Genomic DNA, 436 nt, shown 5'->3' on the forward strand with positions numbered 1-436 from the left:
GCGAGACCCTGAACGGGTCCGCTCGTGAGGAGCGAGGCTTGAGGGAGCCGGACAGTTTCGAGCAACGCCGATTGTTGACCGAAGCGATGGCCCGGTTGTCGCATGCGACCTCGATCGACGAGTTGGTCAACGTGCTGCGGGAATGCGCGCGGACGATCGCACGCTGCGACGGCGTCACCGTCATCCGCCGCGAGGGCGACCAGGTCGCCTATGTCGCCGAGGATGCGATGACTCCGCTCTGGGCGGGCGAGCGCTTTCCGATCGAGAATTGCATATCGGGCCTCGCCATCCTCGAGGCGCGGCCGATCCACATTCCCGACATCTATGACGATCCGCGGGTTCCGGTGGACGCCTATCGGCCCACCTTCGTGCGCAGCATGTCGATGTATCCCATCGGGCTGATGGGGCCGAGCATGGCGATGGGCGCCTATTGGGC

The 436-nt window shown here is 65.4% G+C and carries 1 pseudogene; it reads left to right on the forward strand.

Going from position 1 to position 436, the window contains the following annotated elements:
* Nucleotides 1-38: 38 nt before the first annotated feature.
* Nucleotides 39-436, forward strand: a pseudogene (locus I6A82_RS14485) (hybrid sensor histidine kinase/response regulator); the annotation flags it as partial.

The organism is Novosphingopyxis sp. YJ-S2-01, assembly GCF_016093175.1.
Classification (GTDB): Bacteria; Pseudomonadota; Alphaproteobacteria; order Sphingomonadales; family Sphingomonadaceae; genus Novosphingopyxis; species Novosphingopyxis iocasae.